Origin of the sequence: Serratia marcescens (genome assembly GCF_006715005.1) — a bacterium.
Classification (GTDB): domain Bacteria; phylum Pseudomonadota; class Gammaproteobacteria; order Enterobacterales; family Enterobacteriaceae; genus Serratia; species Serratia montpellierensis.
Map to the genome: position 1 here is coordinate 5,319,431 of NZ_VFMJ01000001.1, position 26,023 is coordinate 5,345,453.

Genomic DNA, 26,023 nt, shown 5'->3' on the forward strand with positions numbered 1-26,023 from the left:
GTTTTTTAACGGCGTTAACCGGCGGGCGAGACCTCCGGCGTCGTCATCATAACGTCAGGCGGCGCAAGGGAGCAACGTGCAGAAAGGAAAAGCCCCCTCCGGCGGGAGAGGGCTTGGGGAGGGGTTACAGGGTATCCGGATCCGGCCCGAGGCGGTTGCCGACGTCCAGCTTGGCGATCTCGCCCAGTTCGTCCTTATCGAGTTTGAAATCAAACACTTCGAAGTTTTCGCGGATGCGCGACGGCGTGACGGATTTCGGGATCACGATAAGGCCGCTGTCCAGGTGCCAGCGCACCACGATCTGCGCCGGGGTTTTCTCGTATTTCTCGGCCAGCGCCTTGATCAGCGGCTGGTCGAACACGCCTTCACCGCCCTGCGCCAGCGGGCTCCAGGATTCGGTGGCGATATGGTGCGTGGCGTTCCAGGCGCGCAGCTGGCGCTGTTGCAGCAGCGGGTGCAGCTCGATCTGGTTGACGACCGGCGCCACGTTGGTTTCATCCAGCAGGCGCTGCAGGTGCGGCGTATGGAAGTTGCATACGCCGATGCTTTTCACCAGGCCTTGATCGCGCAGCTTGATCAGTTCGCGCCAGGCGGAGACGTATTGATCCTGCTGTGGGCGCGGCCAGTGGATCAGATACAGATCCACATAGTCCAGCTTGAGTTTTTCCAAACTGGTTTCCAGCGCCGCCAGCGGATCGCCCTGATCGTCGTTCCACAGCTTGGTGGTGATGAACAGGTCGCTGCGCGGTACCGCGCTGGACTGCAGCGCGGCACCGACGCCTTCCTCGTTCTTGTAGATCGTGGCGGTGTCGATGGAGCGGTAACCGATCTCCAGCGCTTTGCTCACCGCGCGGGTGGTCTCTTCAATACTCGCCTGCCAAACGCCGAGACCCAACTGCGGCATCAGATTACCATCGTGGAGTTTGATGATGGGTTGTTGCGTTGTCATGCGCATCTCCTTGTGTACGGATTGCGGCGCCTGCGGCACCGAAACGGCTATAGATAAATTCTAGTTGGCAAAATGGGCGGTTGCCGGGTTTGCCAGCCTAATTTCAGCGGTGGCGGGAGGGCGACTTTCTCCCCGCTCTCCCTGCGAATGAGCGGTAAGACGGGTGGTGCGAAGCGATCGGCGGCGCCCGGCGATCGGCCGGGCGCCGGATGCGGCGAAACATGGCTGACGGAGACTAAAGCCTAGCAAAAAATCCCCGTTTTGCGATTAACGCGCCGCTTCATAAATGCGGCGGCTGACGTCCAGGGTGATGTCCTGATGCTCGCCCAGGGCGGTCATGCCGTGCTGATGCAGCTTGTCGAGCAACGCCGGAATGCTGCTGCCGTCGAGCTGATAATCCGCCATGCGGGTCGGTACGCCCATCTGTTCGAAGAAGGCGCGGGTGGCGGCGATGGCGCCGTCGATGCGGCTGTCTTCGCTGCCTTCGCGCAGGCCCCAGATGCGGTCAGCGTACTGCAGCAGTTTTTCGCGCTTCTGCGCTTTCTTCTCGTGCAGCAGCGCCGGCAGCACGATGGCCAGCGTTTGTGCGTGGTCGAGATCGTGCATGGCGGTCAGCTCGTGGCCCAGCATGTGGGTCGCCCAGTCCTGCGGCACCCCGGCGCCGATCAGGCCGTTCAGCGCCATGGTGGCGCTCCACATCACGTTGGCGCGCACCGCATAGTTTTCCGGTTCGGCCAGCGCGCGCGGGCCATCTTCCAGCAGGGTCAGCAGCAGGCCTTCGGCGAAGCGATCCTGCACCTTGGCGTCGACCGGGTAGGTCAGATACTGTTCAAGGGTATGTACGAAGGCATCGACCACGCCGTTGGCTACCTGGCGCGGCGGCAGCGAGTAGGTCACCACCGGATCCAGCACGGCGAAGCGTGGTTGCACCAGCGGCGAGAAGAAGTGCTGCTTGTCGCCGCTGCTTTTACGGGTGATCACCGCGCCGCTGTTGGATTCGGAACCGGTGGCCGGCAGCGTCAGCACGCAGCCCATCGGCACCGCGTCGGCGATGTGGCTGCCGACGGTCTGCAGGATATGCCAGGCATCGCCGTCGGCGGTGTAACGCGCGGCGGCGGCGATGAACTTGGTGCCGTCAACTACCGAACCGCCGCCGACCGCCAGCAGGAAATCGATGTTTTCCGCCTTCACCACCTCGACCGCTTTCATCAGCGTTTCGTAGGTCGGGTTCGGCTCAATGCCGGAGAACTCCCGCACGTCGCGGCCGGCCAGCGCGCTGTACACCTGATCCAGCACGCCGTTTTTCTTCACGCTGCCGCCACCGTAGGTGATCAGGATGCGTGCGTCCGCCGGGATCTGGCCGGGCATTTCGGCAATCTGGTCTTTGCCGAACAGGATTTTGGTTGGGGTATGCAGAATGAAGTTTTGCATGGTTGATTTCTCTCTTTCTGTCAGGCGGGCGCCAAAGTGGCGCAAAGGTTTCTGGCCTGTATTGTCAGTAACCTGGCGGCAACGCACAATGCACATTCCTGTCTGGTTCTTGCCTATTTCTACAAGTGTCTGTAGAAATGGAGAGTTTTAAATTATGATTTATGCCGAATCGTTCTGACTGTAAGAGGGTGTTTCCGTGATTGAAATCGATGCGCTGCGCAGCCGCATGGCGCGCCAGGCGATGGCTATCGCCACCGGCAACGGCTACACGCCGTCACCGGTGCCGCGGGTGAAGATCCTGTATGTCGATCGCCACTGCCCGCGTCAACCGGTGATGTACGAACCGGGGATCGTCATCATCTTTCAGGGGCACAAGGTCGGCTATTGTGGCAACAAGGTGTTCCAATACGATCCGCGCAACTACCTGCTGATGACGGTGCCGCTGCCGTTCGAGTGCGAAACCTTCGCCAGCCCGGAGTTGCCGCTGGTGGGGTTGGCGGTCAATATCGATACCCAAATGCTGCAAGACTTGCTGATCGACATCGGCGACGACGACTACCTGATGCAACCACGGGCGGAGAGCAATGGGGTGAACCTGGCCGAGCTGACGGAAGCGCTGCTGTGCGCCACCGAACGCCTGCTGGACGTGATGGCCAAGCCGCTCGACGCCCGGGTGCTGGGGCCGCAGATCGTGCGTGAGATCCTCTACTACGTGCTGCGCGGCAGCTGCGGCGCATCGCTGCAGGAGCTGGTCAACCGCCATACCCACTTCAGTCAGATCGCCAAGGCGCTGCGGCGCATTGAAAATCAGTATGCCGACAACCTCAACGTCGAGCAGTTGGCCGGCGAGGTCAACATGAGCGTGTCGGCGTTTCACCATAACTTCAAGGCGGTGACCAACACCTCGCCGCTGCAGTACGTGAAGTCGTACCGGCTGCATAAGGCGCGCCTGTTGATGGTGCATGACGGCCTGAAGGCCAGCACGGCGGCGATCCGCGTCGGTTACGAGAGCGCGTCGCAGTTCAGTCGTGAATTCAAGCGGCTGTTCGGCATGACGCCGAGCGATGAGATCGCCCGGCTGCGCGACGCCAACCCGCTGCTGCTGGAGGGCTGAACCGCGTTTACGGAGTCAGGACGATCTTGCCGAACGGCCCGCGATCGAGATGATCCAACGCCTGCGGCAGCTGATCGAAACGGTACACCTGGTCGATCACCGGCTGCAGGTTGACGGCGTCCACGGCGCGCACCAGATCTTCCAGCGCGCGGCGATGGCCGACGCCGATGCCCTGGATCTGCGCCGATTTCAGCAGCAGCAGGCCGGCGGGGGCGGAAATCTCGGCGCCCGCCAGCACGCCGATCACCGAGATGCGGCCGCCCACCGCCACGGCGCGCACCGAGTTGCCCAAATTTGGGCCGCCGACGGTGTCGATCACATGGTCGATGCCGCGATCCTGCGTCAGCGCATAAACCGCCTCCACCCAATCGCCGTTCAGCCGGTTGATGCCGTGACTGGCGCCCAGCGCCCGGGCACGCGCCAGCTTTTCATCGCTGCCGGAGGTCACATACACCTCGGCGCCGTGCGCTTTGGCGATCTGCAGCGCGAACAGCGCCACCCCGCCGGTGCCTTGCACCAGCACCGTCTCGCCGGCATGCAGTTTGCCTTGTTCTACCAGGGCGAACCAGGCGGTCAGCCCGGCGCACGGCAGGGTGCTGGCCTGCACGTCATCCAGCGACGCCGGCGCCGCCACCAGCCAGTCCTCATGCAAAATCACATATTCCGCCAGCACGCCCTGATAGAAGCCGCCGAGGGTGTGGTAAGGCACCTGGCGCGCATCGCCGTACGGTTTTTGCCGGCCGTCGAGCCAGCCGGGGCTGAAGGTAGAGATAACCCGGGCGCCGGGTTGGAAACGGCTGACGCCGGGGCCGATAGCGTCGACCTTGCCGGCCATGTCCGAGGCGGGGGTAAACGGCTGCGGCAGCGTCAGCCCCATGCCGCTTTCAATCATCAGTTTGTCGCGGTAGTTGAGCGCTACCGCTTTCACTTTCACTCTGATCTCGTGTGGCCCCGGCAGCGGGATTGCGTCGGCGGTCAACCGCAGGTGTTCACGCCCCAGGGCGTCCATCGTCCAGCGTTGCATAGTGTCGGTCATGATGCTCTCCAAAGTCAGCGATTAACGACCAGTCGATAATATCGTTGATGGAGGTTCGCCAGTGGCGATAAGATTTCCGCAGATTGTTTCTTTCAGGGCGACAAATCATGAGCGATCGGTTGAGCGGCATTTCGGTATTCGTCACCGCCGTGGAGGCGGGCAGTTTTGCGTTGGCGGCCAGTCGGCTGCACCTGTCGCGTTCGGCGGTGGGGAAAACCATCGCCCGGCTGGAACAGCGGCTGGGCGTGCGGCTGTTTCATCGCACCACCCGCAGCCAGAGTCTGACCGACGACGGCGCGTTATTCTATGAGCGCTGTCTGCGGGCGCTGGAGGAGATCCGCAGCGCGGAAACGTTGCTGGAGTCAGGCAAGCGGCAGGTCAGCGGCCGACTGCGGGTATCGATGCCGGTGCTGTTTGGCCGCATGTGCATTGCGCCGCTGCTGACCGAGCTGACGCGCGAGCACCCCGGCCTGGAGCTGGAGCTGTCGTTCAGCGATCGGGTGGTGGATCTGATTGAGGACGGCTTCGACATGGCAATCCGCAACGGCACGCTGGCTAACAGCGGTGGGCTGGTGGCGCGCCGCATCGGCGATCATCGCATGACGCTGTGCGCCTCGCCGGCATACCTGCAGCGGTGCGGCGAGCCGTACAGCATCGAACAGCTGGCGCAGCATGAGGCGGTGACCTATATGCGCGCCGGTGTGCGGCGCAGCTGGTTGGTATTGGATAACGACGGCAAGCCGCAGGAAGTGATGCCGACTAACCGGCTGCAAATGGACGATCTGCAGGCGATTGCGGATGCGGCGACGGCGGGGTTCGGCATTGCCTGGCTGCCGTGCTGGCTGGTGCGTGAGCAGCTGTTGAGCGGGACGTTGGTGCGTTTGCTGCGTGACCGGCCGGGCGCCGCCTTTGAAGCGCATGCGGTGTGGCCGCACGCGCCTCACCTGCCGCTGAAGGTGCGGCTGGCGGTGGATACGCTGGTAAGCAAGTTGCCTGCCAGCCTGGCGTTGGTCGAGAAAGCGCTGTAGCGCGCCGGGACTCAGGAGGAGGCGCGTTTTTTACGCCAGATCACCAACATGGCGCCCAGCAGGCCGACGAACAGCAACAGCAGCGGCAGCAGCATCAGGCCGGTCATCACCTGGCTTTCGTGGCGTTTTACCAAGGGAATTTGGCTGAAGGCATAGCCGAGGCCGACCAGCGCACAGACCCAGATCGCCGCGCTCAGCCAGTTGAATACCTGGAAGCGCGAGCTGTTGAGCCCGGAAATACCGGCCATGGTTGGCAGCAGCGTGCGCACGAAGCCGAGGAAGCGGCCGATCAGCAGCGCCGTCAGCCCGTGGCGGTTGAACAGGCTATGTGCGCGCTGGTGGTATTGCGCAGGCAACTGCAGCAGCCAGCCTTTCACCAGGCTGGTGTGGCCCAGCCAGCGGCCCTGAATATAGCTCAGCCAGCAGCCGAGGCCGGCGGCGGCGGTCAGAATCAGCAGGGTGGGGGCAAAGCCCATCACGCCTTTGGCGATCAGCGCACCCGACAGCAGCAGCAGGCTGTCGCCGGGGAGGAAGGAGGCGGGCAGCAGTCCGTTTTCCAAAAACAGGGTGGTGAAAAGCACGGCATAAACCACCCAAATCACGCTGGGATCGGCGAGGGCGATAAAGTCCTGCTGCCAAAGCGCATGAATAATCTCTCGTAATACATCCATTTTATGTCCTGTTGCATGCCGGTTGCGCCCGGGGTCACGTTCTCCAGGATGCGGCGGTTACCGTATCTGACAGTTACCCGGTTAGTGTACCGCTAATAGCTTAAGCCGACATTAAACGAGACGAAGAAAATTACCGGAATCCGCCTTAGCGCACGCCGTTGAGGCGATCGAAGCCGGCCGCCAGATCGGCGATCAGGTCTTCGACGTTCTCCAGGCCGATATGCAAACGCACCAGCGTGCCGGAAAAATCGACCCCGCCCGCCGGACGGATGGCTTCCAGCTCTTCCGGCTGATTGGCCAGGATCAGCGACTCGAAGCCGCCCCAGGAGTAGGCCATGCTGAAGTGGCTGAAGTTGTCCAGGTAAGCGGCCAGCTGTGCATCATCCAGCCGCTCTTTCAGCACGAAGGAGAACAGCCCGTTGCAGCCGCTGAAGTCGCGGCGGTAGAACTCGTGGCCCTTGCAGCTGGGCAGGGCCGGGTGATTGACCGTCGCCACCTCCGGCCGTGCCGCCAGCCAGTTGGCGACTTCGATGCTGCTGCGCTCGTGCTGTTTCAGGCGCACGCTCAGGGTTCGCAGGCCGCGGCTCGCCATGTAGGCGGTGTCGGCATCCACCATCTGCCCCATCAAATAGGAGTATTCGCGCAGCCGATCCCAACAGCGCGCGTTAGCGACGGCGGTGCCGAGCATGTAATCGGAATGGCCGATCAGGTATTTGGTGCCGGCCTGAATGGAAATGTCGATGTCGAAATCCAACGCCTTGAACAGCACGCCTGCCGCCCAGGTATTGTCGATCATGATCACCACCTCCGGCGCCACGGCGCGAATGGCCTGCACCATCGCCGGAATATCCTGCACTTCCAGGGTGATGGAGCCGGGGGATTCCAGGAACACCACGCGGGTATTGGGTTGGATCAGCGTGGCGATGTCGGCGCCGATCAGCGGATCGAAATAGGTGGTGCTGACGTTCATGCGGCCGAGGATGTGGGTGCAGAAATCCTGGGTCGGTTCGTACGCCGAACCCGTGACCAGCAGGTGATCGCCGGCGCCGACGAATGACAGGATCGCATTGGCCACCGCCGCTGCGCCGCAGGGGTACAGCACGCAGCCGGCGCCGCCCTCCAGTTCCACCATTGCATCCTGCAGGGCGAAGTGGGTCAGCGTGCCGCGTCGGCCGTAAAACAGCTCGCCATGGGCGCGTTGCGCAGTGGCGTGCTTTTTGGCGGCGACGGAGTCGAAGACCAAGGAAGAGGCGCGTTGCGTAACGGGATTGACGGAGCCCTGGGTGTAGCGTTTGCCGCGGCCGGCGCCGATCAGCGTGGTTTCGATGTGTTTTGACGTCATGGTACCTGGCTCACCTCTGGTTGCTCTGCACGTGCCCGTTTGCGATAGCCCTTACGTTAGCATGAGTTAATATAGCCATCCAGACGTTTTAACTTCCAGATACAGAAACGGCTATAATTGGCTGCCGGGCGCGCCTTTCTCGCCTCATCCTTCTGCCGTGGTGCGAGAGAGAAGCCCATTCCTCGGTCAAGACGCCGTTCGGCAGCGTGGCCTTGTTGCGTCGTTGTGGGAGAAAAGTAACGAAATAACCCCATAAAAGGGGCGTTTAGCGGTGAACGGGCGCGGATTGGCGCTTTGCCGCAGGGTTGGCTAAAATTTTCTCGTTTATTTGGTAAATAATAATGAGAACTACTATCAATCCCCGGTTGGTTTGATATGATCGCACGCTGAATTATTCCTTAATTTTGATCGGTAATGGGTGGAGGCACAGCGTGAAAACGGCTGGCAAGAATTTAAATCAAGGATCGTTCGGCCAGGGCCGGGCGCAGTGGGGCAAGGTCTTTGGCCGCAGCCTGATGGCTTCTATGGTGCTGGTCGTGGGGCTGGCCGGCAGCGCGCAGGCAGCGCCGGCGGCCAATCCGGCCGTTACCGAAAGCGTTGCGCCGACCACCGCGCCGGCACCTGCAGCCGCCGCGCCGGAAAGCATCACGCCGGTGAACCCGGCACCGACGATCCAGCCACCGGAAACCCGCGGCATGGACCTGTCCATTTGGGGCATGTACCAGCACGCCGACGCGGTGGTGAAAGCGGTGATGATCGGCCTGGTGCTGGCGTCTATCGTGACTTGGACCATTCTGTTCGCCAAAGGCAGCGAACTGCTGCGCGCCAAGCGCCGTCTGCGCCGCGAGCAGCTGGCGCTGGCCGAAGCGCGCTCGCTGGATGAGGCTTCCGAGCTGGCGCAAAACTTCTCCCCGGAGAGCGTCAGTGCTGTCTTGCTGAACGATGCGCAAAATGAGCTGGAGTTGTCTGCGGAATCCAATGACAACAACGGCATCAAAGAACGTACCGGTTTCCGCCTCGAGCGCCGCGTGGCGGCCTACAGCCGCAACATGGGCCGCGGCAACGGCTTCCTGGCCACCATCGGCGCCATCTCGCCGTTCGTCGGCCTGTTCGGCACCGTCTGGGGCATCATGAACAGCTTCATCGGCATCGCCCATTCGCAGACTACCAACCTGGCGGTCGTGGCGCCGGGCATCGCAGAGGCGCTGCTGGCGACCGCGATGGGCCTGGTGGCGGCAATCCCTGCGGTCGTTATCTACAACATCTTCGCCCGCGTTATCAGCGGCCATCGCGCCCAGGTAGGCGACGTGGCGGCGCAGGTCTTGCTGCTGCAGGGCCGCGATCTGGATCTGGCCGCAACGGCGGAAGCCAAGCGCTCACAGCACGCACACCAACTGCGGGCGGGGTGAGTCATGGCGATGCGCTTAAATGAAGATCTGGACGACAGCGGCGAACTGCATGAAATCAACGTGACGCCGTTTATCGACGTTATGTTGGTGCTGTTGATCATCTTTATGGTGGCCGCGCCGCTGGCAACGGTAGATATCCGCGTCGATCTGCCGGCCTCCTCCGCCAAACCGCAGCCGCGGCCGGAGAAACCGGTGTTCCTGTCGGTGAAGGCCGACAAGCAGCTCTACGTCGGCGATCAGCCGGTGAATGCCGATCAGCTGACTTCGGTGCTGGATCAACGCACTCAGGCGAACAAAGAAACCACCATCTTCTTCCAGGCGGACAAGAGCGTGGACTATGAAACGCTGATGAGCGTGATGGACACCCTGCGTAAAGCCGGCTACCTGAAAGTGGGGCTGGTAGGCATGGAAGGCGCCGCCAAGTAGCGGCAGAAAAACGATAAAGGGCGCTCAGGCGCCCTTTTTTATTGATTCACTCCCCGGCCAACAACGCCCGGGAACCGGCATGGCGCCAGTGGATGCGGCCCGGCAGATAAAGCGCATGCTGTTCCAGCGGCCGCTCGTCGATGAGCGCGGTCACCTGGTCGAAGCTATGCTGCGCCAGCGCCCGGCAGTCTTGCGCGACCGTATCTATCTTCAGCGTCATGCAATCGAACAGGTAGTGATCGTCGAAGCTGCACAGGTGGATGTCGCTCTCCATCAGCTGATGCTGCGTCAGATAACGCAATACCCCTTCCAGCAGGCCACAGGCGGCGGTGAACAGCGCTTTGGGCGGACGCCCCAGCTGTGCGCACAGCTGAGCGAACATCTCGTAACCCGAACTGGGGTGGTAGCTGCCGTTGATGATCCATTCCGGTTTGCACGTTACGCCGGCGCGCTCCAGGCCAAGCTGGAAGCCGGCCAGCCGATCGCGGGTCGGCGAAATGCGCGGCTGCCCGCCGAGAAAATAGATCTCATCCGGATGTTGGCGCGCGACCTTTTCCACCAGGTTGGCGGTCGCATTAACCGAGTCGGTGATCACCAGCGGCAGCTCGGAACCGGCGATCAGGCGGTCCATCTGCACCACCGGCAGCCCGACGTTGATCTTTTGGTATTCCGCGTCGTTTAGCTGGCTGGAGGCGACGATCAAACCGTCGACCTGCCGCTGCACCAGACTGTTCACCGCCATCATCTCCTGCGCCGGGTTTTCATCGGTGCAGGCGATCAACAGCTGCAGACCGGCTTCGCGGCACAGCGTTTCCAGCTCGCGCGAGATCACCGCAAAGCCGTAGTTGGTCATCTCCGGCACCACCAGCCCCAGCGTGTGGCTGCGGTTGGAGCGCAAAGATCGGGCGTGGATGCTGGGCTGATAATGGTGTTCGTGCGCCAGCGCCAGAATGCGATCGCGGGTGTCGTCGGACACCCGGTATTCCTTGCTGCGGCCGTTCAGCACCAGGCTGGCGGTCGATTTCGACACCCCGGCCAGCGTGGCGATGTCACTGATGGTAATGCGTTTATTTTTTTTCACTGACGCCATCTGAAGTCATCGGAGGATGCGTCATTCTAGCATGCATGGCGTCAGCGGCCAGTATTCCAACGCCAGCGCTGTGCTCCCGTTCAGCCGCAGTTGCGGTTCACCTGCCGGGAAGTAGCGCGCGCTCATCACCGCCTCGCCGTGGTTGATGAAGATCTCCACGCTGGAGCGATCGAACAGCAGCTGCAGATGCGTGACCGGGCCGCGCCAGTAACGGTGCTCCGGCCGGCCGTCGGCCAGAGAGGCACGCGTCAGCTGCAGCCGCTCGCCGTCCCAGTTCAGCGTCATCGCGTCGCCAAAGGCGGCGCTGAACGAGCCCTGCGGCGTCAGCTGCAGCTCCGCGGCGCCCAGCGCATAGGCGGGGGCGTCATCGGCGCGGCCTCGCCAGTCTTCTCGCTCGCCGCGCAGCTGTTGCAACTCGCGCGCCGGGCGCTGGTGGAGGCGGCCATGCCGCAGCGACAGCTCGCGTGGGCAGGTCATGGTGTGGATCCAGCCATAACGGCGCGTCGGATGGGCTTCTTCATCTTGCTCGGGCACGCCCATCCAGGCGAACAGCAGGCGGCGGCCATCTTCCGTCAGCGTCGTCTGGGGCGCGTAGAACTCGAAGCCGGCGTCCAGCTCGTGAAATTCGCCGTGGCTGAAGGCCGCCTGCCGATAATCCAGCTCGCCGAGCAGATAGCCGGCCTGATAACGGTTGAGATAGCGTTCCGGCTGCGGCGCCAGCCCCTGCGGGCAGCAGATCAACACGTCGTCGCCGTCCAGCGAGAACAGATCCGGGCACTCCCACATGTAGCCGAATTCGCCCAGGTCGTTCAGGCCGGAACCGGCGATCTCTCCCAGCGCTTGCCAGTCGCGCAGATCGCTGGAACGCAGCAGCAGCACCTTGCCGCGATCCTGCAAGTCACGCGCGCCGAGCACCATGTACCAGGCATCCTGATGACGCCACACTTTTGGGTCGCGTACGTGGCCGCTGTAGCCCTCCGGCAGCGGCAGCACCGGCCCGAGTTTGCGGTATTCGCCCCGATCGCTTTCCTGAGCCAGGCATTGGAAAGCCGTGCGTGAGCCGTCGGGATATTTCACGTTGCCGGTGTAGATCAGCGTGATTTTGCCTTCCGCTACCACCGCCGAGCCGGAGTAACAGCCGTGGCTGTCGTAACAGGCGCCCGGTGCCAGGGCGAGCGGCTGATGTTCCCAACGCACTAAATCGATCGACTGCCAGTGTCCCCAGCACTTGTTGCGATGATCGCAGCCCAGCGGATTCCACTGATAGAACAGGTGATAAACGCCGTTGTGCTGGATAAAGCCGTTGGGATCGTTCAGCAAGCCAACGCTGGGCGCCAGATGCCAGGCCGGGCGGTGGGGATCGCGCAGCGCGAGTGGCTGGCCGTTCATGACCGCCCGCAGTGCCTGTTTGATTAAGCCGAGTTCTTCCATCATTGCGCGTCCGTGTTGTATTTCAGCAGCAGGGAGAGCACGAAGGCGCTGCCAAAAGCGATTGCCAGGCCGATGATATAGCTGACCAGCGAACTGGCCTGCACGATCGCCATGCCGGGGATCGCCGTCAGCCCGACCGCGTTCATGCCGACATGGTTGGCCACTACCCAGGCGCCGCCGAGCGCGCCGCCCGCTAGCGCCGCCAGGAAAGGCTTCACGAAGCGCAGGTTGATGCCGAACAGCGCCGCCTCGGTGATGCCGAGCATGGCGGAAAAGGCCGAAGGCACCGCGATGGCTTTGATTTTGGCGTCGCGGGTTTTGAAATACACCGCCAGGCAGGCGCCGCCCTGAGCGATGTTGGCCATCGACCAGATCGGCAGCAGGAAGTTGACGCCGATATTGGGGTTGCCGAGTAACCCGGCCTCTACCGCATGGAAACTGTGGTGAATGCCGGTGATGACGATAGCGGAATAGAGGCCGCCGAACAGCAGCCCGGCGAACCACCCCGCATGGGCAATCAGCGTGCTGAGCACGAAGGAGATGCCGTCGCCCAGCGCCCGGCCGGCGGGGCCGATAAACAGCAGGGCGACAAAGCCTGAGATGACCACCGTCAGGAACGGCGTCAGGATCAGATCGAGCGCGTTGGGGATTATCTTGCGCAGCCGCTTTTCCAGCACGCTCATGAACCACACCGTCAGCAGCACCGGGAACACGGTGCCCTGATAGCCGATCATGGCGATGTCCAGACCGAAGAAGTTCATGGTGTGGAACCCTCCGGCGACGCCCCAGGCGTTGGTCAGCGCCGGATGCGTCAGAATGCCGCCTAGCGTGGCACCCAGATAGGGGTTGCCGCCGAATTCGCGTGCGGCGGTGAAGCCGATCAGAATCGGCAGGATAATGAACGCCGCCGAGCTGAACATATCCAGCATGATGAACAGCGCGCTGTTGGCATCGGCCCAGCCATAGGTTTTCACCATGCCGAGCAGCCCCATCAACAGGCCGGAAGCGACGATCGCCGGGATGATCGGCACGAAGATGTTCGACAGCAGGCGGGCGATACGCTGCAGCGGGTTGAGCTTTTTCGCCGCAATATCGGCGGCTTCGGCCTTGCTGGATTCGCTGACGCCCGCCGCCTTGATGAATTCCGCATGCACCTTGTTGACCAGCCCGGTGCCGAAGATCACCTGGATCTGACCGGCGTTGCTGAAGCAGCCTTTGACGCCGTCCAGTTTGCCGATGGCCTCTTTATCCACTTTGCTGTCGTCCACCAGTACCAGGCGCAGGCGCGTGGCGCAGTGGGCGGCGCTGGCGATATTCTCTTTACCGCCGAGCAGCGGCAACAGCGCGTTGGCGATTGCGGTAATGTCCATGTTGTCCCCTTGCTAAATAAAAATGCCGCTGCGCAGTTTGCGGCGCAGCGACGTGAATCGATGTCAGAAGAAATACTTGAATCTGGCGCGCATGCCGTAACGTTGGTCGTTGTCGCCGTTGGCTATCTTGTTGTCGGCGTTGGCTTCCAGCAGCGAGACATAGGCCCCCAAATACAAATTGAAATTCTTCATATTCATAATGTTAGGTATCTGATACGACGCATGAACGGTGTGGATGTCGTAGTTGCCCGGTTCGCTGAGCGGGTTGTGGATATCGGCGGCGATCCCGGCGGTATTGAACTCTTTGATATTGTTATGGGCATAGATATAACCCAGTTCGAAGCGCCGCCACAGCACGTTCACGCCGGCGGTGAAGTCTTGCTCGCCTGACGCATCCAGATAGGCGGTGCTCAGGTTGGCCACCACGCCGTTGTCCGGATCGGCGGCGCTGTTGTTCCAGCTCATCGTCATGCCGTAGCCGTTGCGCTTGGACTGATCGACGAAGCGGCCCTGGCCGTCCTGATAACCGTAGGCGTTATTCACCACGTTGCTTTCCATTGCCGCCGCGATGCTGAAGGCGTCTTTTTTCCAGGCGATCACCGGGCGCAAATAGGCGACGTTTTTCTTATTGTCCAGGGCGTTGCCGTGGTAGCTGTTGTCTTGGAACAGCGAAGTGCCGTCCTCCACCAGCGTGTTCAGCTCGAAATAGACATCACCGGCGTATTTGCTCAACATCAGGTTGCCGCCGCTGCTGCTGCGGCCGCGGCCTTCTTTCATCATGTAGATATAGCCGAAGCCGTCGGCGTACAGATCGTTGGCGGTATTGCCGGAGTATTGAATGAAGGTGTCCTGGTTCAACGGGAACATGTCGTAGGCTTCAAAGCGGCCGATTTTGGCTTGCCAGTTCTTTTCATTGCCGAAGAAGAAGGCGGCGTCATCCAGATTCATTTTGCCGGTCATGTCCGCCAGCGGTTGCACGCTGAAGCCGGAGAAGTTGCCGTCCTGATTGCGGCGGTAGCCGTCCAGCCCGACCAGAATGCGGCCGTTGATATCCCAACGTTCTTTGTTGCCGGGCTTCCAGTCCTTGTGGTCGCTGCCTTTCAGCGACGTCAGTTGGCCGCTGCGGCTGGCGCCGTCCAGGTTGAACTCCACGTCGCCGTACAGCTTCAGCTCATTGAATCCGCTCAATTTCAGCGCGCTGGCCGGGGCAATCGGCGTGGCGGCATGCTGCGCAATCTGCGCGGTTTGCCGTTCGGTGTTGGCGGTGCGTTGTTCCAGCTGTTGCGCCCGGCGTTCCGCCGCCGTCGCGCGGGTTTCAGCCTGTGCGGCGCGCCGTTCCGCCAGCGCCAGACGTTGCTCCAGGGCGTTGAGACGCGCCTCGATGCCGCCGCTGCCCGATGCCACTGCGCTGGAAGCGGAGAGGAAAAGCCCTGTTGTTATCGCCAAATAGCTGCGTTTTTTCATCATCGTCTATCATCCGGGTAAGGGTTGTTATTATTGTTTGCTAAATTGCTAAACCGGTTTTTCATGGCGAAAGATAACGAGAGGGAGGCGAGCTGGCAACTCAGTTAGCTAACCCGATTCAGCTATTGTGATCGAGCGCGCAAATCGTGGGCAAAAGACCACGGCGAACCTGAGGATCGCCGTGAATGCAGAGGATCAACGGAGGAAAGCCGCCAGCTCGTCGGCGCGGGGCAGGGCGGTCATGGCCCCTTTGGCGGTGGTGGCCAGCGCGCCGCAGGCCTGCGCCTGGGCGATAACCGCCGGCCACTGCGCTTCCTGCGGTAATTCGTGAAGGCGTGCCAGCGCCGCTAACAGCCCGGCGACGAAGGCGTCGCCGGCGCCGGTGGTATCGATCGGAACGACAGGCGCTGCGCGGAAATGACGCAGCCGTTGGCCGTCATGCACATAGACGCCGTCGCCGCCCAGCGTCACCAGCAGCAGGCGCAGCGGGTAGGTTTGCATCATCCAGCGAATGGCGTTCTCCAGATCGTCAAGATGGCTGATGAAAGCCAGCTCTTCGCGCGACAGTTTCACCACGTCCGCCAGCATCAGCGCCTTTTGCAGGCAGGGGCGCAGCGCTTCCGGCTGGCGCCAGACCTCTTCACGGATGTTGGGATCGAAACTGACCCGGCCACCGGCCGCCCGGATGCGTTCCATCGCGGCAAAGGCCGCGCTGCGGCTGGGCTCCTGCGAGAGCGCGATGGAGCAGAGGTGCAGCCATTCCCCCCGTTGGAAATCCGGCAGATCGTCAGGCTGCAAAAACAGATCGGCGCTGGGCTGCACCATAAACGTGAATGAGCGCTCACCCTGCAGATCGAGATCCACCACGACCGTGGAGGTGTGGTGTTCGGGGTCTGGCCGCATATGGCCGATATCCACCCCTTCATCGCTCAGCACCTGCTGCAGAAAGGCGCCGAAGCCGTCTTGCCCCACTCGCCCGATAAAAGCGCTGTCGCCACCGAGCCGGGCGATACCCACCGCTACGTTAGCCGGCGCGCCGCCGGGGCATTTGAGATAACCGTTGGCATTTTCCGGCACCAGGTCGATCACGGCGTCGCCCAGTACCCATACGCGATTCATCATGCTTAATCCCTGTTTTTGTCCTTGTCAGATGGGGTGCTAAAATAGAAGAACCGGTTTAGCAAGGCAATGAAATAATGCTCCAAGTTGCTTGGTCAGTGAGGAAGATCAAAAACAGGATGGGCAAGATGCGGGAAAACCGCCCGCGATTCGGTCGGGCGGTTTGATGAGCGAAGCGCCTGTGGTGAGCGCTGGCGCGTCAGAAAGCGATCGATCCCTGCACGAAGAAGGTGCGCGGTTCGCCGACGTACTTGCCGAAGTTATTGTCGTTGGAGCGGGTGAAGTAGCGCTGATCGAACAGGTTTTTCACCCCGGCGCCCAGCGTCAGGTTTGATAGCTGCGGCCCGAAATTATATTCCCCGCGCATATTCCACACCATGTAACCGGCGATATCGCCGAACTGACCATCGGCACTTTCCTGAGTGACGTACTCCGGCCCGGTGCCCGGCGAATGCTGTTTGGACTGCGCGTAACCGTCCAGATTCCATACCCAGCTGCCGGTGGCGTAACGCGTACCGACGGTATACACCTGGCGCGAGTAGAACGGCAGGTCTTTACCGGCGAAGTCGCCCTTGTCGGTGCTGGCCTTGGTATAGGTATAGCTGGTGTAGACGCTGGCGCCGTCGAGCGCGCGGTTCAGCTCGCTGAGATCGTAGCTGAGCGCCAGCTCGATGCCTTTGTGCTTGGTGGCGCCCATGTTGGTCCAGCCCACGTCGTTGCTGATGTACTGCAGCTGGTTATCGAAGTCGATGTAGAACAGCGTGGCTTCGGCTTTGACCACGGTATCGTCGTAGCGGGTGCCGAACTCATAGGTGTGCGCTTTTTCCGCCGTCAGCCCCGGCGCCGGCTGGTTGCCGTTGCCGCCTTTGGTCAACTGGAAATACTGCATGCTGCCGAACGAGGTGTTGGCGTTGGCGAACAGTTTCCAGGCGTCGGACAGGTGGTACATCACGTTCAATGACGGCAGCGGCTCGCTGTAGCTTTTCTCGCGGCTGATGTTGTTGAACGAATCGTCCACGTGGGTGCGAATGCTTTCATAACGCAGGCCCGGCGTGACCGTCCAGTTGCCGACGTTGATGGTGTCGTCGAGATAGAACGCGTTGGCAGCGGTGCCGCCGGAGGTGTGTTGGTAATAGTCCGGGGTATCCGGCGTCGAGCCGATATTTGCCGGATTATACCAGGCGGAACGCGACGCCTTTTCGTCCATGGTTTCATTCAGATAGCGGTAACCGAGGGTGATCTCGTGCGCCATATCCCAGAAGCGAAACAGCTGCGAATAGCTTGGCTCGATCGCCCAGGTCGAATAATGGCGAGGGTAGGACACCATGCGCCGCTGGCCCGCGTTTTTGCCGGTGCCTTCCGATTCGATGTTGCTGCCGCGGTAGCTGTCGGTGAAGTAGGTCAACACCTCGAACTGCTTGTCGTCTTCCTGATGTTTGTACTTGAACGACATATCCTTGCGGCGGCCTTCGAACTGGTCCCACGGCCGCGTGGACTGGAACGGGTTCTGCGCGTACTGCGCGGTGCTCAGCCCGCCCGGCATGCCGGCTTTGGCGTCGTAGTAGTGGAAATTGGCCAGCAGTTCGTCGCGATCGGTAAACGCATAGCGCGTTTTCAGCATGAAATCGTCGATGTCGGTGTTGTCGTTGTTATCGCGGTAGCCCTGGCCGTGCAGGCCGGAGTAGAGCAGCTCGGCACCGAAGCCGTTGTCTGCGGTGCCGCCCACGGAGGCGCTGGTCAGGGTCTTCAGACCGCCGTGGCTGGCGCCCTGGGTTTGTACGCTGGCGGTGCCGCCAAACGTTTTGGGAATGTCGCGGGTAACGAAGTTGATCACGCCGCCGACGTTCTGCGGCCCGTAGCGCACCGCACCGCCGCCGCGCACCACGTCCACCGATTGCAGGTTGCCGATAGACAGCGGAGCCATCGACAGCTGCGGCTGGCCGTAAGGCGCTACCGCCAGCGGGACGCCGTCCATCAGAATGGTGGAGCGTGGAGAAAGACGCGAAGTCAGGCCGCGCACGCCGACGTTGAGCGAGATGTCGCTGCCGCCGGTGCCGTTGCTGTCGCGCACCTGCACGCCGGGCACGCCGCGCAGGCTATCGGCGATGGTCTGGTCGCCTTGTTCATGCATCTGCTGCTGGGTGACGATGGAACGCGCGCCCGGATGGTTGAGCAGCACCAAACTGGTATCAGGGTTGTCCAGCCAGTTGCCGACGACGGTCACGGTGTCGGCATCGTTTTGAGATGAGTTATCAGTAGCAAGGACAGGGAACGCGACGGCGATGGAAGCCGTCAGCAGTGAAAGCCGAAAAAGAGGTGACATAATAATGCCTTAAGAGTTTCAGACCCGGATGTGTTTTTTTAGAAAAGACAATCTTAATGATAATTATTGGCAAGTAAATAGAATTGTTACGGGATAGTTAAGTGGGTAACTAAATAATGAAGGCGGGAAACAGGGCCCGGCTGGCGGGCCCTGGCGGGGGTTATTGTGGCGTAAGCCAGAAGACGCCGCTGTAATCCAGCGCGGTGAATTTCTGGTGCACCATTTCGATATCCGCTTGCGGATCAATATCTTTAAACAGCGCCGGGTGCAGGAATTTGGCGATCGCCTCGACGGCGATAAAGTTGAGCGGCGTGTCGTAAAATTGATGATAAATCGCCATCACGCGTTTTTCTTTCACCGCTTTCAGCACGTTAATGCCGGTGCGATCCAGCAGATGCGCCAGTTTCTTTTGGCTGGTGGCCATATCGGTGGTGTAACCCAGCGGCACCGCCAGCGTGCCGCGATGCCCGCGGCTCCAGTCGGCGCCGGTCAGCAGATAGAAATCCGGGTTGCTGCCGATCACCTGCTCGACATTCACTTCACCGCCCATGTCTGAAAACAGCTTGCTGCCGATATTGTTGCCGCCGGCGGTATCGATGAACTGCCCGAAGCTGCCTTTGCCGAAGGTGTTGCAACACTGTTCGCCTTTGATGCCGGCGCTGCGCTCGATGAAGACGCTGGTGCGCTGCTCCGGTTTCAGCGTGGCGACCCGCTGGCGCACCAGTTCGAGACGCTGCTGATAGAGGCGGATAAAGGCGTCGGCGTTGGGCTGCTCGTCAAACACTTTACCCAACAACGCCATGCTGGCGACGGTGTTGGTCAGCGGCTGCTGGCGGAAATCGACGATCAGCACCGGGATGCCGACTTTTTCCAGCTGGGTCAGCACGCCGCTGTCTTTCAATTTGCTCAGCAGGCCAATGTCGAAAATGATCAGATCCGGTTGGCGCACCACCGCGCTTTCCACGCTGAAATCACTGGTGTAGGGGTTGTCGAAGGTGGGGATCTGCATGACCTGTGGGAATTTTTTCGCGTAGGCTTCCACCAGATCCGGCGCTTTGACCTTCAGCGAGTTGTCCCAGGCGATGATGTTTTTCAGTGGCTCCTGCGGATGCAGAATATTCAGCGCCAACAGCGCACGGGCATCGGCCAGGATAACGCGTTTGGCCGGTTGCGGCAGGGTGACTTGGCGGCCGGCGACATCGGTGACGACGATCGGCGCGGCTTGAGCGGCGCCGGCCAACAACAGAACGCAGGCGGCCAGCCAGCGGCCGGCTTTGGCGATAAGAACAGCGGGCATGGAGATCCTTGAGTAATCGGCGAGGAACGAGAACGCAATGATAAGCGATATCCTTTCGCTTTTTGAACTCCCTTGATGCCGATAGATTATCCCAGGCCCATCAGCGGGTCGCTGACGCTGTGCGCGCCATCCTCTAACCGGCCCGCCAGGCGGCGCAGCCAATCTCCCGGGCTTTGCAGCGTAAGGTCATACCAACCGCCGTTGGCGCGGGCGTCAAACGTTTGCTGGTGGCTGCCGCCCGCCGGCAGCGTGATGTGCCACGGGCCCTGCTGCGTATAGGGGCAGCGTTCGAGGGTGACCGCTATCGCTTCGGTGCCCGGATTGTTCAACTGCAGCTGCAGGCTGCGGCCCGTCGGGCGCAAACGCACCTCCGGCTGCGTCCAGCTCAGGGCGCCGCGCAGTTCACGATGAAAGCCGTTGGGGCCGAGCAGCCACAGATGGTACTCATCCTCCGTCTGCCAGTCGTCGCTGACCGCCTTGCCGGCCTCGACGGTATAGCGGCGCGGGATCTGCGTGAGGTCCCGCCGATCGTAGACGTGAAACACCGCTCCCTGCTCGCCGGTATTGAACAGGTTCAGCGTTACGCGGCGCTGCTCGGCCGCGACGCTGGCCTCGACGTGCAGCTGGTAGGGCAGCGCGCGGGAAGGGCGTGCCAGGCGGCGTTGGTGGGGCAAACGCTGGTGGGCGGGCGATGGCAGCGGCACCTGCGGCAGCTGTTCCTGGCGCTGGCGCAGGCCATCGGCGGCGTGGCGGCTGGTGGCGGGCAGGCTCGGCAGCGCTTCGCCGTTAGGGTCGACAAAGTTGAACGCCGAGGTGAGATCGCCGCACACGGCGCGGCGCCAGGCGCTGATGTTGGGTTCATGCACCTGAAAGCGCTTTTCCAGGAATTGCAGCACTGAGGTGTGATCGAAGACCTGCGAATTGACCCAGCCGCCGCGGCTCCAGGGCGACAGCACCAGCATCGGCACCCGCGGGCCGGGGCCGTAGATGCGGCCGTCCGGCGGCGGTTGATCCTGCGAGCCGGGCGGCGCCACGTGCTGGAAGATCTCGGTGTCGAACGGCACCGTCGATTTACCGGCGAAGCTGCCGTCCTCGCGCAGCGACGGTGCGGAAGGCGAAGGCATATGGTCAAAAAATCCGTCGTTTTCGTCGTAGTTGACCAGCAGGACGGTTTTACTCCACACCTCCGGGTTGTCGGTCAGCGCGTTGAGGATCTCTTGGGTGAACCAGCCGCCCTGCACCGGGCTGGAAGGATCGGGGTGTTCCGAATAGGCCGCCGGCGCGATGATCCAGCTGACCTGTGGCAGTTTGCCCTGCTGCACGTCGTCGCGGAACCCGGCCAGCATGGCGTCCAGATCGTTGCCGTCGGCGGCCGGCAGGGTATTGCCGTTGCCCTTGTACAGCGGCGCGGCCTCGTTGAGCGCATCACGATAGGGCACGAAAGCGTTGAAGTCTTTCGGCGGCCGCGCCGGGTTGCCCACCTGAATGCTGGCGGCGCGGTATTGGCGAAAACCCGCCAGCGGGTTGTCGGTAAAGTTGTCCGGCAGGAATTGATACACCTTCCAGCTGACGCCGCTCGCCTCCAGCCGTTCCGGATAGGTTGTCCACTGGTAGCCGATGTCCGCCGGGCCGGGGCTGTCCCATTCGTTGACCACCACCGCCACGTTGGCGGCGGACGGGCCGTTGGTGCCGGTCCAGTGGAACAGCCGGTTGGTGTTGGTGCCCGCGTGAATAGCGCAGTGATAGGCGTCGCAGAGGGTAAAGGCGTTGGCCAGCGCGAATTGGAACGGCAGCTCATGCTGGCGGTAGTAGCCCATCGAGGCCGGCGTTTTGTAGGTCGGCCAGGCGCTCATGCGGCCGTGATCCCAGGCGGCTTGCTCATCCACCCACGAGTGCGGCGTGCCGGTGACGCGCTGGGCGTTGCCGCGTTTGCTGTCCAGGTGGTAGGGCAGCACCAGCCGCTCGGCGCCCTGTTGTTGCCAGACGTGGCGATCGCCGGGCAGTGGAATGGTAAAGCGATCGCTGAAGCCGCGCACGCCCGGCAGGGTGCCGAAGTAGTGGTCGAAAGAGCGGTTCTCCTGCATCAGGATCACCACGTGTTCGACGTCGCGCAGGGTTCCGGTGCGGTTGTTGGCGGGAATGGCCAGCGCTTTGCGAATCGAGGCGGGCAACAGCGAGAACGCCGATCCGATGGCGGCAGCCCGCAGGATGTCTCTGCGTGAAAGGTCAGGCATGCGTCGTTAATCTCCGTCAGTGTGCTTTGAAGATAGCCGCTGACGACGATAATGGCGAAAAATAACAGGGAGATGAATGCGAGGAAAACAATGCTCCCTGGCGGGAGCATTGGGGGATAACGCTTACTGCCTGATCAGGCGACCGAGCGTCGGCGCCGTTTCGAAATCGCTGCGGAAGGGGTTGATGTCCAGGCCGCCGCGGCGGGTGTAGCGCGCAAACACGCTGAGTTTTTCCGGGCGGCAGCTCTGCTTGATGTCGTTGAAAATGCGCTCAACGCACTGTTCGTGGAATTCGTTGTGCTGGCGGAAGGAAATCAGGTAGCGCAGCAGGCTTTCACGATCGATTTTACGGCCTTCATAGCGGATCACGACGCTGCCCCAGTCCGGCTGGTTGGTGACCAGGCAGTTGGATTTCAGCAGATTGGAAGACAGCGTCTCCGACACCGGTTCCCCTCTCTCGGCCGCGCCACTCAGGTATTCCGGTTTGAAGGCGAAATCGTCGACCGCGATATCCAGATCGTCGATATTGATGCCCGGCAGGCGGTCGATCTGCGCCGGGTAACCTTCCAGCCCCGGATAGAGCTTGACGGTGACCTGGCCGTTGGCCGCCTGCGACAGATCTTTCTGCATGGCGGCGCTCACCTGTTCCACGCTGTCAAAGCGCGTTTGGTTGAAGCTGTTGAGATACAGCTTGAACGACTTGGATTCGATCAGGTTCGACGAGGAGTGTGGGAAGGTAAATTCGCCGATGCCCACCACCGGCTTGCCCTTGGCGTTGAGCCAGGACAGCTCGAAGGCGGTCCACAGATCAAAGCCGCTGAACGGCAGCTGCCGCTCGTCCACGCCGATCAGATCGCGGCCGCGTGCGCGCGGCAAGGCTTCGAGCAATGCGGGAGCATATTGATCCGGATAATCGGAGTTGGCGCCAAGATGGGTGATCTTATCTTGCTTTTGGATATGCATATTCATTGCCCTTTGCTTGTTCGGTATTGATGTAGCGGTTAAACAGACTGCGGGTGGCGTAGATCGGCCCGACGCCCAGCAGGGCGTAAACCACCTTGATCAGGAACTGCGACAGGATCATGGTTTTGATGATGTCCCAGCTCAGCACGTTGTAGAACGCCAGCGTACAGAACACCACGCTGTCGATGGCCGAAGCCACTACGGTACTGGTAATCACGCGCACAAACAGGTAACGGGAATTGGTCAACTCTTTGATTTTGCAAAGCAGGTAGGAGTTGACGTTCTCGGAGATCAGATAGGCTGCCGACGAGGCCACCAGCACCGCCATGATGCTGTGCACGATACCGTTGTAGGTCTCGCTGTACTCCCACTGCGGAATGCTCGGCACCAGCGTCGTTACCCAGACCCCCAGGACGAAGGTCAGGTTGGCGATAAACGAGATGATAATCGTGCGCCGGGCCAGCCGTAATCCATAGAATTCATTGAGGATGTCCACCAGAATGAACGTGAGCGGGTAAATGAAGATCGCCGGCGGCGTGATGAGATTCAGTACCGGGATTTGGATCGGCTTGACGCCGCACAGCGTTGAGAAAATATAAATCACGCTGAGCGCCACGGTAATAATCAGGTAGGCGTACCAAGAGCGTTCGTGGCGATCGCTGAGCTCGTAGGCGGTTTTTTGTTTGTTGTCGCCATAGAGTTTGCGGTATAGCGCCTGCAGTTCGTGCCGGCTCAGATCTTCTGAAATTTCGCTGTCGGCCAGCTCATTCAGCCCCATGGTAATAGTTTTGCCGGTGGCCAATACCATGACATTGGCCGCGATGGTGCCATGCCGGGTGAAGCCCAACAGCTTGAACTTCTGATTCGGTTCCATTTATAACCTTTCTCCAACGATGTAACCCAGGAATTGCACGGTGTCCTGAGGGCGTTTGTCCATGCTTTCGCTGTCTTTGTCGTCAACCACAAAGAAGCCGCTTTTTCCCGAGTGATACAGCAAAGGTGAATCACAAATCAGTACCGGCGGGCGTTTGATGATGATGACTTCGCCGGGAATAAATGACCCTTTAATTTCGGTCTCTATTTTCATTGCCAACATGTTCGACTCATCGCCGAAGAAATAAGTCAGAGGAAACTCGGTGACCAGTTGCCCTATCTTACGCTGCGAGACGGCCAGATAGCGCGACTGCGGGATCACCGGGATGGCGGAAGGGTTCTTGTTGCCTTCGGTGGACAGCGTTTCGTTGAGCAGCTCCAGTTTTTCCAGATCGTAGTCTTCAATCTCTTCACAGGAGACCCCGAAGAAATCGGAAATCCGATTCACGGTGGATTGCTGAACGTTGTTCACTCTTCCATCAAGAATTTTGTAGAGGGTGGTGCGCGTCAGGCCGCTACGGTTGGAAAAGGAAGCCTTGGTTTCACCGCGGGTACGCATCAGATATTCAATATTTTTAATGATGTTGATTTTGCGCTGTGCGTTGGTGGTTTTCATCGGCTGTCCTTACAAACATTACGCTGGCTTCACTATATCTTACGCGTTGGCGTTGTCCAGATAAAAAGGCGCAGAGGGGTAGGTAACCGGCTGATTATTGGTGGTAATTATTGTTTCTTGTCAGCCGTTTAGCGTAGTGATGTTAGCGCAGAAGATCGGATTGACCTGCGAGGATGATAAAACTGTGTAAATCAATTGATTAGCTTTTGCTTATGGAAAAGTGAACATAAAAGCCAATTTTATGTGTACTTTTATGTTGACCAAAGCCGATTTCATGGGCTACTGTTCATGCAAGCTGAAGTTTTTCTTTACGATAAAAACACTGAAGCTAACGATTTTTATAATAAAAAGCTCAGAGGGGGCATTGCCACACTCTGAGCATGAATAGATAGCTTGCTACCGACACCAGGGACCCTAACTACCATGGCCGTTTATCTGCGCGATCGGCCTATTCTTTTGCGTTGAACTCCACCGCTATCGAGCATAAAACACTCCCCCGTTACTGGAGGAGTGCATTAACGCATGCGCGACAATCAGAGCGACTTCTGCGAAGCCAAGGGTTTTTGTGCCCGGCTGAAGGCCAGTTTGAGCACCCAATACAGCAGGCTGGCGGCCACCAGAGAGTTGATGGTCGGTACGCCCCATTCGGTCGCCAGGCCAACGGCGCCGCCGGCGATGCTGGCGACGATCGCCGCCCAGCCGATAGTCGGGGTTTCGCTCGGCAATTGGCCCGTGCGGCGGCTCTCGTCCAGGATTTTGCGGTGGCTGCGCAGCAGGTAATAGTCTACCAGCATGATGCCGATAATTGGCGGGAAGACCACGCCAAGCACCGTCAGGAAGTCGACGAAGCGGTCGAGAATGCCCAGCACCGACAGCGTAGTGCCCAGAATCCCGATCACCAGGGTGGTGTAGGTGTACTTCAGCTTTTTGCCGGTGATGCCTTCCACCGCGTTGACGATGCCCAGCGAAGAGGAATACAGGTTGAGATCGTTGACGCGCAGGGTGGAGAACACCACGACCAGCAAACCGGCGCCGCCGGCCGCTTGCGACATGATGGTGACCACATCTGCGGTGCCCAGGGTTTTGGCGATCAGGATCGCCAGGCCGTTCACCACGAACTCGCCGGCGATGATGGTGAAGAGCGTGACGCCGAGCACGTGCTTGCCGTTTTTGGAGTAACGGGTCAGGTCGGGCGTCATCAGGCTGGCCACGATGGCGCCGCCGACGACGATGGTGATGCCGGCGCTGATGGTCAGCGGTTCACCCGGCGGCGCCAGCTGGATGATCTCCTGCAGGTTATGCCCGGAAAGCGCGGTCACTGAAATAAAGGCCACCAGCATGATGAACATCGGCACCGCGATACGGGCGGCGATGCGCAGCGCCTTAAAGCCGAATGCCACCAGGATGGTCAACAGCGTGCCCGAGAGCCCGGCGGCCAGGCCGAAGCCCAGCTTATTGCCGAGCGCGAAATCGAGCGACTTGGCGAAAATGGCGTTTTGAATGCCGAACCAACCCAGCAGGCTGATGGCCACCACCACGCCGATCAGCACCGAGCCCAGGCGACCGAAGCCGCACCAGCGCGCCAGCAGGCTGCCGGAAATCCCTTCGCGCATGCCCGCCAGCCCCAGGCCGTAGGTCACCACGCCGAAGATCAGGCTGCCGACAAAAATGGCGGTGAAGGCGTCAATCAGCGTCATGGAGTTGCCGAGCACGGCGCCGAGCATGAACTGGTCCAGCGCGGTCAACATGCCCATATGCACGATGGCCACGCTTAAAAACGAAACTCTTTTATCCTGCGGCACCCGGGTGAGCGGATAATCTTCGATCTTTATCACGG

General features: G+C 60.8%; 21 protein-coding genes. 4 read left to right on the forward strand and 17 right to left on the reverse strand.

What is annotated here, in order from left to right:
* Positions 1–124: 124 nt before the first annotated feature.
* Together dkgA and yqhD are read right to left on the reverse strand one after the other, a co-directional pair.
* Entirely contained in the window at positions 125–949 is an 825-nt protein-coding gene (gene dkgA, locus FHU12_RS25705; protein WP_141972556.1) for a 2,5-didehydrogluconate reductase DkgA, read from the reverse strand.
* A 267-nt stretch (positions 950–1,216) separates the two neighbouring features.
* Positions 1,217–2,380 (reverse strand): alcohol dehydrogenase, encoded by a 1,164-nt coding sequence (yqhD, locus tag FHU12_RS25710; protein ID WP_141972559.1) that lies wholly within the window; start codon positions 2,378–2,380, stop codon positions 1,217–1,219.
* 226 nt (positions 2,381–2,606) lie between these two features.
* Between yqhD and FHU12_RS25715 the strand changes: the two genes are divergently transcribed.
* Positions 2,607–3,494: an AraC family transcriptional regulator gene (locus FHU12_RS25715; protein ID WP_237731088.1), complete on the forward strand. Its 888-nt coding sequence runs from the start codon at positions 2,607–2,609 to the stop codon at positions 3,492–3,494.
* A gap of 7 nt (positions 3,495–3,501) precedes the next feature.
* Here FHU12_RS25715 and FHU12_RS25720 read toward each other — a convergent pair whose 3' ends face one another.
* Positions 3,502–4,530, reverse strand: coding sequence for a zinc-dependent alcohol dehydrogenase family protein (locus FHU12_RS25720; RefSeq protein ID WP_141972563.1), 1,029 nt, complete (start codon positions 4,528–4,530; stop codon positions 3,502–3,504).
* A 107-nt stretch (positions 4,531–4,637) separates the two neighbouring features.
* Here FHU12_RS25720 and FHU12_RS25725 point away from each other — a divergent pair, with 107 nt between their 5' ends.
* Positions 4,638–5,558 (forward strand): LysR family transcriptional regulator, encoded by a 921-nt coding sequence (locus FHU12_RS25725; RefSeq protein ID WP_141972565.1) that lies wholly within the window; start codon positions 4,638–4,640, stop codon positions 5,556–5,558.
* Positions 5,559–5,569: 11 nt separating this feature from the next.
* On the opposite strand, the gene FHU12_RS25730 is transcribed toward FHU12_RS25725, so the two are convergent.
* Positions 5,570–6,229 (reverse strand): DedA family protein, encoded by a 660-nt coding sequence (locus FHU12_RS25730; protein ID WP_141972567.1) that lies wholly within the window; start codon positions 6,227–6,229, stop codon positions 5,570–5,572.
* A gap of 145 nt (positions 6,230–6,374) precedes the next feature.
* Positions 6,375–7,571 (reverse strand): cystathionine beta-lyase, encoded by a 1,197-nt coding sequence (gene metC / locus FHU12_RS25735; protein ID WP_141972569.1) that lies wholly within the window; start codon positions 7,569–7,571, stop codon positions 6,375–6,377.
* Positions 7,572–8,002: 431 nt separating this feature from the next.
* Here metC and exbB point away from each other — a divergent pair, with 431 nt between their 5' ends.
* Together exbB and exbD are read left to right on the forward strand one after the other, a co-directional pair.
* Positions 8,003–8,980, forward strand: coding sequence for a tol-pal system-associated acyl-CoA thioesterase (exbB, locus tag FHU12_RS25740; protein WP_141972572.1), 978 nt, complete (start codon positions 8,003–8,005; stop codon positions 8,978–8,980).
* A 3-nt stretch (positions 8,981–8,983) separates the two neighbouring features.
* A complete protein-coding gene (gene exbD, locus FHU12_RS25745) occupies positions 8,984–9,406 on the forward strand; it encodes a TonB system transport protein ExbD (protein WP_004937307.1) in 423 nt (140 codons plus the stop codon).
* A 46-nt stretch (positions 9,407–9,452) separates the two neighbouring features.
* Here the strand turns inward: exbD and FHU12_RS25750 are convergent, their stop codons facing one another.
* The 12 genes from FHU12_RS25750 to FHU12_RS25805 all read right to left on the reverse strand — a co-directional run bounded on the left by FHU12_RS25750 (position 9,453) and on the right by FHU12_RS25805 (position 26,021).
* Positions 9,453–10,496: a LacI family DNA-binding transcriptional regulator gene (locus FHU12_RS25750; RefSeq protein WP_141972574.1), complete on the reverse strand. Its 1,044-nt coding sequence runs from the start codon at positions 10,494–10,496 to the stop codon at positions 9,453–9,455.
* Between the two features lie 21 nt (positions 10,497–10,517).
* Positions 10,518–11,927: a sucrose-6-phosphate hydrolase gene (locus tag FHU12_RS25755; RefSeq protein ID WP_141973086.1), complete on the reverse strand. Its 1,410-nt coding sequence runs from the start codon at positions 11,925–11,927 to the stop codon at positions 10,518–10,520.
* Positions 11,927–13,297, reverse strand: coding sequence for a sucrose-specific PTS transporter subunit IIBC (locus tag FHU12_RS25760; protein ID WP_141972576.1), 1,371 nt, complete (start codon positions 13,295–13,297; stop codon positions 11,927–11,929). The genes FHU12_RS25755 and FHU12_RS25760 overlap by 1 nt, the downstream gene beginning before the upstream one ends.
* A 63-nt stretch (positions 13,298–13,360) precedes the next feature.
* Positions 13,361–14,761: a carbohydrate porin gene (locus FHU12_RS25765; protein ID WP_141973088.1), complete on the reverse strand. Its 1,401-nt coding sequence runs from the start codon at positions 14,759–14,761 to the stop codon at positions 13,361–13,363.
* Between the two features lie 195 nt (positions 14,762–14,956).
* Positions 14,957–15,883, reverse strand: a complete 927-nt coding sequence (cscK, locus tag FHU12_RS25770) for a fructokinase (RefSeq protein WP_141972578.1) — start codon at positions 15,881–15,883, stop codon at positions 14,957–14,959.
* 196 nt (positions 15,884–16,079) lie between these two features.
* Positions 16,080–18,203 carry a TonB-dependent receptor family protein gene (locus FHU12_RS25775; protein WP_141972580.1) on the reverse strand — a complete coding sequence of 708 codons (2,124 nt, stop codon included), beginning with the start codon at positions 18,201–18,203 and terminating at the stop codon, positions 16,080–16,082.
* Positions 18,204–18,363: 160 nt separating this feature from the next.
* Positions 18,364–19,500, reverse strand: a complete 1,137-nt coding sequence (locus FHU12_RS25780; RefSeq protein WP_141972582.1) for an ABC transporter substrate-binding protein — start codon at positions 19,498–19,500, stop codon at positions 18,364–18,366.
* A gap of 86 nt (positions 19,501–19,586) precedes the next feature.
* Positions 19,587–21,734, reverse strand: a complete 2,148-nt coding sequence (locus FHU12_RS25785) for a phosphocholine-specific phospholipase C (RefSeq protein ID WP_141972584.1) — start codon at positions 21,732–21,734, stop codon at positions 19,587–19,589.
* A 123-nt stretch (positions 21,735–21,857) separates the two neighbouring features.
* Positions 21,858–22,697, reverse strand: a complete 840-nt coding sequence (gene queF, locus FHU12_RS25790; RefSeq protein ID WP_141973090.1) for an NADPH-dependent 7-cyano-7-deazaguanine reductase QueF — start codon at positions 22,695–22,697, stop codon at positions 21,858–21,860.
* Entirely contained in the window at positions 22,675–23,571 is an 897-nt protein-coding gene (locus FHU12_RS25795; protein ID WP_019453032.1) for a queuosine precursor transporter, read from the reverse strand. Before FHU12_RS25795 ends, queF begins: the two co-directional genes overlap by 23 nt.
* The gene (locus tag FHU12_RS25800) at positions 23,572–24,186 is read right to left on the reverse strand and encodes a helix-turn-helix domain-containing protein (RefSeq protein ID WP_004937341.1); all 615 of its coding nucleotides are present in this window, start codon (positions 24,184–24,186) and stop codon (positions 23,572–23,574) included.
* 533 nt (positions 24,187–24,719) lie between these two features.
* Positions 24,720–26,021, reverse strand: coding sequence for a cytosine permease (locus FHU12_RS25805; protein ID WP_141972586.1), 1,302 nt, complete (start codon positions 26,019–26,021; stop codon positions 24,720–24,722).
* Positions 26,022–26,023: the final 2 nt, after the last annotated feature.

Coding starts and splice junctions, on each gene's coding strand:
- FHU12_RS25775 (WP_141972580.1), bottom strand. CDS start 18,203: ATGTCACCTCTTTTTCGGCTTTCACTGCTGACGGCTTCCATCGCCGTC.
- queF (WP_141973090.1), bottom strand. CDS start 22,697: ATGCATATCCAAAAGCAAGATAAGATCACCCATCTTGGCGCCAACTCC.
- FHU12_RS25730 (WP_141972567.1), bottom strand. CDS start 6,229: ATGGATGTATTACGAGAGATTATTCATGCGCTTTGGCAGCAGGACTTT.
- metC (WP_141972569.1), bottom strand. CDS start 7,571: ATGACGTCAAAACACATCGAAACCACGCTGATCGGCGCCGGCCGCGGC.
- FHU12_RS25800 (WP_004937341.1), bottom strand. CDS start 24,186: ATGAAAACCACCAACGCACAGCGCAAAATCAACATCATTAAAAATATT.
- FHU12_RS25795 (WP_019453032.1), bottom strand. CDS start 23,571: ATGGAACCGAATCAGAAGTTCAAGCTGTTGGGCTTCACCCGGCATGGC.
- FHU12_RS25750 (WP_141972574.1), bottom strand. CDS start 10,496: ATGGCGTCAGTGAAAAAAAATAAACGCATTACCATCAGTGACATCGCC.
- FHU12_RS25760 (WP_141972576.1), bottom strand. CDS start 13,297: ATGGACATTACCGCAATCGCCAACGCGCTGTTGCCGCTGCTCGGCGGT.
- FHU12_RS25780 (WP_141972582.1), bottom strand. CDS start 19,500: ATGCCCGCTGTTCTTATCGCCAAAGCCGGCCGCTGGCTGGCCGCCTGC.
- FHU12_RS25725 (WP_141972565.1), top strand. CDS start 4,638: ATGAGCGATCGGTTGAGCGGCATTTCGGTATTCGTCACCGCCGTGGAG.
- FHU12_RS25785 (WP_141972584.1), bottom strand. CDS start 21,734: ATGCCTGACCTTTCACGCAGAGACATCCTGCGGGCTGCCGCCATCGGA.
- dkgA (WP_141972556.1), bottom strand. CDS start 949: ATGACAACGCAACAACCCATCATCAAACTCCACGATGGTAATCTGATG.
- FHU12_RS25715 (WP_237731088.1), top strand. CDS start 2,607: ATGGCGCGCCAGGCGATGGCTATCGCCACCGGCAACGGCTACACGCCG.
- exbD (WP_004937307.1), top strand. CDS start 8,984: ATGGCGATGCGCTTAAATGAAGATCTGGACGACAGCGGCGAACTGCAT.
- FHU12_RS25720 (WP_141972563.1), bottom strand. CDS start 4,530: ATGACCGACACTATGCAACGCTGGACGATGGACGCCCTGGGGCGTGAA.
- cscK (WP_141972578.1), bottom strand. CDS start 15,883: ATGATGAATCGCGTATGGGTACTGGGCGACGCCGTGATCGACCTGGTG.
- FHU12_RS25765 (WP_141973088.1), bottom strand. CDS start 14,761: ATGAAAAAACGCAGCTATTTGGCGATAACAACAGGGCTTTTCCTCTCC.
- FHU12_RS25755 (WP_141973086.1), bottom strand. CDS start 11,927: ATGGAAGAACTCGGCTTAATCAAACAGGCACTGCGGGCGGTCATGAAC.
- yqhD (WP_141972559.1), bottom strand. CDS start 2,380: ATGCAAAACTTCATTCTGCATACCCCAACCAAAATCCTGTTCGGCAAA.